This window comes from uncultured Treponema sp., from assembly GCF_946187725.1.
Lineage (GTDB): Bacteria > Spirochaetota > Spirochaetia > Treponematales > Treponemataceae > Treponema_D.
This window is the reverse complement of record NZ_CAMHSK010000004.1, coordinates 151,193-158,852: the sequence shown is the minus strand read 5'-3', so window position 1 is coordinate 158,852 and position 7,660 is coordinate 151,193. Positions and strand designations below refer to the sequence as shown.

Annotated in this window: 5 protein-coding genes; 3 read left to right on the top strand and 2 right to left on the bottom strand. The window is 42.2% G+C overall.

The window, feature by feature from the left end:
- Window positions 1-244 (bottom strand): PTS sugar transporter subunit IIA (locus Q0Q74_RS03130; RefSeq protein WP_294428418.1); only part of this gene is annotated, 244 nt, incomplete at its 3' end.
- An 81-nt stretch (window positions 245-325) separates the two neighbouring features.
- Here Q0Q74_RS03130 and Q0Q74_RS03125 point away from each other — a divergent pair.
- Complete coding sequence (locus tag Q0Q74_RS03125) at window positions 326-736, top strand: hypothetical protein (protein ID WP_294428417.1); 411 nt, start codon at window positions 326-328, stop codon at window positions 734-736.
- Between the two features lie 23 nt (window positions 737-759).
- Window positions 760-1,767: a radical SAM protein gene (locus Q0Q74_RS03120; RefSeq protein ID WP_294428415.1), complete on the top strand. Its 1,008-nt coding sequence runs from the start codon at window positions 760-762 to the stop codon at window positions 1,765-1,767.
- Here the strand turns inward: Q0Q74_RS03120 and Q0Q74_RS03115 are convergent.
- Entirely contained in the window at window positions 1,764-3,836 is a 2,073-nt protein-coding gene (locus tag Q0Q74_RS03115; protein ID WP_294428413.1) for a 4-alpha-glucanotransferase, read from the bottom strand. The genes Q0Q74_RS03120 and Q0Q74_RS03115 overlap by 4 nt on opposite strands.
- Window positions 3,837-4,096: 260 nt before the next feature.
- Here Q0Q74_RS03115 and Q0Q74_RS03110 point away from each other — a divergent pair, with 260 nt between their 5' ends.
- On the top strand, window positions 4,097-7,648 hold the full coding sequence (locus Q0Q74_RS03110; RefSeq protein WP_294428411.1) for an alpha-amylase family glycosyl hydrolase: 3,552 nt from the start codon (window positions 4,097-4,099) through the stop codon (window positions 7,646-7,648).
- Window positions 7,649-7,660: the final 12 nt, after the last annotated feature.

Below are 7,660 nucleotides of genomic sequence, written 5' to 3'. Positions count from 1 at the left end.
TGCCAATACATGCAACCAAATCAGCGACTGTGTCAGTCTTTCCGTGTGGAATAGCGATTCCATGCTTCATGCCAGTAGACATTTTGCGTTCGCGGTCAAGCACACATTCGCGAGCTGTAGCTTTATCTGCTACTTTACCAGCCTTGATAAGAATATCAAGCATCTCATCGATAATTTCTTCTTTTGTTTTACCTTTGAGATGCAATTCTACTGTGTCAGGTGTTAATACTGTCTTTAAGTCCATGTAAAAAGTGTAAATTTCATTACGGCAAAAGTCAAGAGAAAAAAGCTATCATTGGAACTTTTTTTTTGTTATAATATTCTTATGACAACAATTGATAAATTTCTTTCAGACATTCAAAAGACAATTAAATACGACAGAGCCAATAACGGCGGTCATTACGATGCAAAAAGAGCATGTACGCAGATTGCAAAACTTTTTGCAAACAACAACAAAAATCAGGGTTCGCTCGCAGTTTCAATCAGCGACTACTGGCTCAACACATACATTTTAAGCTCAGAAGATTTAGCAAACGAGCCAAGCGAAGAGAACATCAACCGAATCAAAGCGTTCCAGAATTTTGTGGACAATGCAGAAGATGAAGATTTTTCTGTACTCACAGATGACGACTGGGAAACTTTGCGGGATTTTGTTGATGATGAAGCCGAAACCCTCGATTTGGACTCTCTTCAGAACATGATGAATCTGATTTTGCAGAACGATGCATTATCTTAATTTTTAGGCACAGATAAACGCAAATGGAATCTTTATACGAAAACTGCCGCCAGTGCCCCCGAAACTGTGGCATAAACAGGACTTCTTCAGTTGGATTCTGCAAAGAACCGTCTCAAATCAGAATTGCCGTTGCCTGCCTGCATTTTGGCGAAGAACCCTTAATCACTGTTCACGGCGGTAGCGGCACAATCTTTCTCACCGGATGCAATTTACGCTGTGCTTTCTGCCAGAATTATCAGATTAGCCAGCAGGGAATGGGCGCAGCTGTTTCAAAAGAGGAATTTGCCGAAATCTGTCTGAAACTCGAAGAAGCCGGTGCCGAAAACATAAATCTTGTTACAGGAAGCCACCACATCCCGGCGCTTGCAGAAGGTCTTGCAGAAGCAAAAAAACGCGGTCTCACCCTGCCTGTCTGCTGGAATTCAAGCGGTTATGATTCAGTTGAATCCCTGAAGCTGCTCGAAGGTCTTGTAACAATCTGGCTCCCTGACCTCAAGACACTAAGTTCAGAACTTTCAAACTCATTATGTGCGGCAGCTGACTACCCCGAAAAAGCAAAAGAAGCCGTCAAATGGATGATTGAACACAATCCGCTCAAACTCACGCAAGTTTCAAAAGAAATAGACGGAAAAACCGTCGTAAAAGACAAAATTCTTCAGGGCGTGATTGTAAGGCATCTTTTCCTTCCGGGAAGATTCTTTGAGACAGCGGATGTACTTGAATGGTTAAAGCAAAATGCTGACGGAAAAGCGATTATTTCTCTCATGAGTCAGTACACGCCGGTTCCATTCAAGGACAGCGAAGAAAATCTTTTAAAACGAAAAAAATCGCTTTCTGTTATCGAAAACAGGCTTGTAAGCCAAAGCGAAGACACAGATTTGAGAGATTTAATCGAAGCATACGATTTCGACTATCTTTTTTATCAAGATTTATGTGCCGACACCGAATGGCTGCCCGATTTCGAGAAAAAACAGCCATTCAGCTACAAGCTTGCAAAACCCATCTGGCACTGGAAGTTTGGCTGGTGTTAATCCTGCATTCCGTCGTGGATTGCAGCGATATTCTTGATTTTTTCACACAAACCGTCATCGGCCTTGAGAGCTTCGACAGACACGCTCATTCGCCATGTCCAGTTGAAGTTCGTGACCGAGCCAGGCACATTGATTCTCTCTGATTTTGAATCTTCCGCGTAATATTTTGAATCAAGATAAAGCCAGTCCTGCAGCGGATTGACAAACCAGGCACCCCTTGTAGCCGCAAATGTCTCAAAAAGCATTTGAGCGGTTTCAGGCTCAAGTTTTTCTGTAAAGGCAACTTTTTTGGGCCATTTGTCAAAAGAATCGATTTCATATTTTTCAAAGAAATTTTCCGGACGAAGGTTGCATGCAGGGATTCCAGTCTTTTTTATTTCTTCATCGTACCATTCACGCAAAGTTGAAGAATCGTGCACGCTGGTTGTAACAATGCTCAGCCTGCGGTAAGAACGCAAACTTGCAAACGGCTGATTCGGCCGATCCCATTTTCGGCACCAGCGGATGACTTTAAGACCGAGAATGCCACATTTATCAAGCACATATTCCATGCACGGAATGACGACACCCAAATCTTCACCGCATGGAACCATATCAGATTCGTTTACAAGAGCCGTAAAGATTTTTTCTGCCTGATTTTGCCAGAGCTGAACTTCTTTTTGAGAATTTTCGCCGAAAATCCATTGCAAGGTGTTTTTTTCATCCTGAGAGAGCGTGTTCCATGCCCTTGTTTCGTAATACTTCCACTGAGGAATGTATTTGTTTTTGCTGATTTCGATTAAAGCCCTGTTTTTCCACCAATATGCAAGTCGGTTGAAAATTTCAACTTGAATTGATGAATCAATATTGTATTTGTCGAGCTTGATTTTTCGGATGTCAGCCTCAGTTTTAATGCTCGGTTTGAAAAGCCAAAGCTCTTCCCACCCGATTCTGTCACAGACAAGACCAAGGATTTCGCGCGTGGTATCAGCATTTCCGATAAGGCGTATGAAATCTTCGGTAGGAACATGCGGCTGACTTAACCAGCGGAGCCTTTCTTTTGAGAAACCACATTTTGTAAATTGAGCCTCACTGATTGGAGAGCATGGCTCTGTGTGTCCGAGTTCCGCAGTAGATTCTCCGTTCGGAATAGACCAAAGTCTGAAGAACCCAGGAATATGATCGAGTCTATAAGCTCCAAAGAACTGTGAGGCAAGCCTGATTCTAAGCCGCCACCATTCAAAATTATTTTTTTCTTGGGCAGCAAAATCGTAGCACGGGAAACCCCAGTTCTGACCAGTAGGATTGTCACCGTCAGGAGGAGAACCAGCCTTCATTTTCTGATTGAAAACATCCGGGCTAGACCATACATCGCATGAATCTTCGTTTAAGAGAATCGGAATGTCCCCCTTGAGCGTAATTCCGAGTTTTTTTACATAATCTGCGGCTTGCTTGAACTGATTGAATGCAATGTACTGTTCCCATGCATAGAAAAGAATGAGTGGCTGTAAATCCTCGTTGTTCCAGATTTTGAGAATTTCATTTTTGGAAAGATTCTGATGCTCTTTTTTCCATGATTTCCAGCTGGCCTGAAGGTAATTGTGCTTCAGATATTTGTAGACACAATAAAAAGGCATCCATTCGACATTTTCTTCGATGAATCTGTAAAAAAGACTCTGTTTATCCGTGATAAGTTTGCCGCCAGCAAAGATTGTAGAAGCCCAAATCTTGCGGAGCAAAAAATCCTTGGTTTGCACGACATAATCATAATCAAAGCGGACATCATCTTTATGTCCAAGAAATTCATCATAAGTTTTCTTGAAAAGAGTGTCGGTTTCATAACACTTTTGGAAAGAAGAAAGTTCAGAAATCCGAATATACATTGGATGCAAGGCAAAAGCTGAAAGCGAACTGTATGGAGAACTTTGAGCACCTGTATCAAGAACAGGCAAAAGCTGTATCACAGAAAGCCCCGACTTTGAGGCAAAATCAGCAAATTCGATAAGGGAAGAAAATTCACCGACAACAGGCGATGATTCCGTACGCAAAGCCGAAAGTGGAACGGCTACACCAGTTTTATTCTCAATCATAAAAGGATTCTAGCATATATCAAATTAAAAAAAAAGGAAAAAGTCTGAAAATTTAAAAAAGAAATCTGCTTTTTCTTTTTCTGCTTATAAAAATTCGCTTTCCAAAAGAAAATTGCAAAATTGTTTCTATATAATAGTAAAAATTTCACTTCAACTATAAAAATCGTAGTTTTTTTTTGACATGAATCCATTTTTTTTATTACAGGATTAAATTTTCGTGATATAATTAAGTATAATTTTATTTACCCTGGGGGTTTAGCTTGTCCTACTCATACAATGAATTTCATATCGCTAAGGCAGTCCGTGATGAATGTAATTTTGCGGAATCTCTTTATTCTTCTACCGGAAATGTAATTCTCGCAAACATTAAAGCTGTCCGAGAATTTCAAGTAAAATTCAATAAATATCTTGTAAATCATAATTTAACACAGATTTCGGCAGGCACGCTCAACGCCATGGGCTTACTCGATGAAATTTTCCATCTTGCCTGCTACATCTACCGCCGAAGAAAAGCACCCGATGCCTTCAAATCGCTTCTTTCAGAATTAGAAAACACTTTCGGGAAAAAAGAAATTCATAAAATCATCATCGATTTCTGTACTGAATTCCCGCCAACTGAAGTTTACAAAGGAAATCTTTCAATAGAAGATTACCTGAACATGGAGCTTACAGAACGCAAAACAGGCCGAATCCGCACGAACAAAGAGCAGGTTCTTGAAGAGCTGATTATGCTTCATCTCGATAATGAAAACCCGGCCTTCAAGCCATTCATTTCACTTTTCGATGATTCAAAGCTCGCTTCAAATGAAATCTGGGCTAAAGTCTGGGAAAAGATTCAGGATTATTTCAAATCACAGCCCCTTTTTGGTAACTTCTCACATGATTTGATTACTTTCCTGCGTGAACCTGTCAATTTCTCTCCGTACAATTTGCAGGAACAGCTTGATTATGTCCGCACTCACTGGGCAGAGCTTCTTATCCCTGGAGACGGTGATGGTGAAGATTACTGGCTCAGAAGACTTTTGGGCGGAGAAGATTTGCTTTCAGAAGAATGGAAATCTGCATGGCATCCTACAAATGGCGGAGATGCCGACATGTCACCACCAAATTACGACTACCTTCTCAAAGAATACGAAAGATTCAGTGCCGATAAAGAATGGATGCCGCGCGTTGTCCTCATGGCAAAAACTGTTCTCGTCTGGCTCTATCAGCTTTCAAAAAAATACAATCGCGAAATCAGCCGTCTCGACCAGATTCCAGACGAAGAGCTTGATTTGCTCCGCGACGAAGGTTTCACTGGTCTCTGGCTCATCGGTCTTTGGGAACGAAGTCAGGCAAGCCGCACAATCAAGCAGATTTGCGGAAATCCTGAAGCAGCGGCAAGTGCATACTCTCTTGATGACTACGATATCGCATGGAATTTGGGCGGATGGGATGCACTGGCAAACCTGCGTGCAAGATTGTGGCAGCGCGGAATCCGACTTGCAAGCGACATGGTTCCAAACCACACAGGTATGGATGCACGATGGGTCGTTGAAAAGCCAGATTTATTCGTACAAAGACGCGATTGTCCGTTCCCATCATATACTTTCAATGGTCCGAATTTGAGCCATGACGGACGAGTTGCAGTTTACCTTGAAGACCATTACTACTCTAAGACAGACTGTTCTGTTGTTTTCAAACGAGTTGACACTGCGACTGGCGACACCCGCTACATCTACCACGGCAACGATGGTACAGGTATGCCATGGAACGACACGGCACAGATTGACTTCCTCAATCCAGTTGCACGCGAAGAAGTCATGCAGAAAATTCTTCATGTTGCACGAAACTTCCCGATTATCCGATTTGATGCCGCAATGGTCCTTGCCAAAAAGCACATCAAACGCTTGTGGTACCCAGAGCCAGGAAAAGGCGGTGACATCGCAACCCGAAGCGAATTCGCAATTTCCGCACAGGAATTCGAAAATCGTATACCAAACGAGTTCTGGCGTGAAGTCGTTGACCGTGTTGCACAGGAAGTTCCTGACACGCTTTTGCTCGCAGAAGCTTTCTGGATGATGGAAGGATACTTCACGCGAACACTTGGAATGCACCGTGTTTACAACTCTGCATTCATGAACATGCTCAAAAAAGAAGAAAACTACAAATATCGTTCAACGGTCAAAAATACAATCAATTTTGACCCGCAGATTTTGAAGCGCTATGTCAACTTCATGAACAACCCTGATGAAGAAACAGCCGTTGCTCAGTTCGGTAAAGGTGACAAATATTTTGGTGTCTGTACACTTATGGCAACAATGCCAGGTCTTCCAATGTTCGGCCACGGTCAAATCGAAGGCTTCGAAGAAAAGTACGGCATGGAATACACAAAAGCTTATCGCGATGAGCAGCCGGATCAGTATCTTGTTGACAGACACAAGCGAGAAATCTTCCCGCTTCTCAAAAAGCGATACCTCTTTGCTGGTGTTGAAGACTTCCTTTTCTACGATGTCTGGGATAACGGTGGCGTAAATGAAAATGTCTTCGCATATTCAAACCGCTGTGGCAATGAATATTCAGTTGTCTTCTATAACAACAAATATGAACGCGCTCAGGGCTGGATCAAACAGTCTTGTGAATACGCTGTAAAAACCGGCAGCGGCGAGAACGACAAAAAACTTGTCACACGCTCACTTTCAGAAGGTCTTGGTCTTTCTGGTGAAGATGACCGCTACATGATTTTCCGCGAATTCAGAAGCAATCTCTGGTATATCCGAAAATCACGCGACATCTGTGAACAGGGTATGTTCATCGCACTCAACGGCTTTGAAACACAGATTTTCCTTGACATTCGACAGGAACAGGATGTTGATGGTTCACTCAAAGAAATCTGCGAATTCCTGAACGGAAAAGGCACTCCGGACTTGAAAATTGCATGGCAGGACTTGCATTACAAAAAGCTTTATCAGGCATTCCAGAATGTCATTTCAAGCGAACTTTGCTTGAACCTTGGCACTCTCACAATGACTGCAAAAGAGCTTAAAGATGCAAACCTCAAAAAAGCAACAGCTTCAAGCATCAAACAGCTTGTTGAGCAGCCGCTTGAGTACTTCTACACTGTCGCAAACGAATTTGCTGAGCCAGAATTCAACGCAGAACAGCAGGAACTTTTTGAAAAAGCAAAAGCTGAATTTGAAAAGAAACTTGCTGAAGAACAGGCCGTTGAAACAGCTAGCACAACAAAGAAAAAGACTTCAAAGGCAAAAACTCCGAAGTTCGAACACAAAATTGAAAAATTCACACAATTCGTGCTTCCAAAGACACTTGCGTTTCCAAAAGGCTCAAAAGTTGCTCTTGAAGATATTTACCTCTACATTTTCACAGCTCTCAAGCCAATCGCCCAGAGCAAATTTGCACGAAAATGGAGCCTCCAGCGAAAGATTGCAGAGCTTACCGGCAACACGGCAATCGGAAGCATGGATTCTTACAACTTCTTCGACAGAGCATTTGCTCTTGCAGAAGGTGAACAGCCAAAGCTTACCGAAAGCAGCGAAAAGGCAGATTTGCTTGCAATTGCTGAAAAACTCGGCGAATCAAACGATTCATGGCTCTTGCTCGGTGCTAATGAATTCAATGGCACAAAATGGTTCAACAAAGAGAAGATGGAATCAACACTTGCGCTCTACAAAGCAATTCTTTCACTGGGTGCGGGTGAAGCAAAAAAATCAGCTATCAATTCACTCTTCAAAAAATTGAACACTGCACAAGAAAAGGCTGAGTATAAGTGCGAAGAATTTATCAATCAGTTCAAGCCTAAAGCAAAGAAATAAAACACTTCAAGG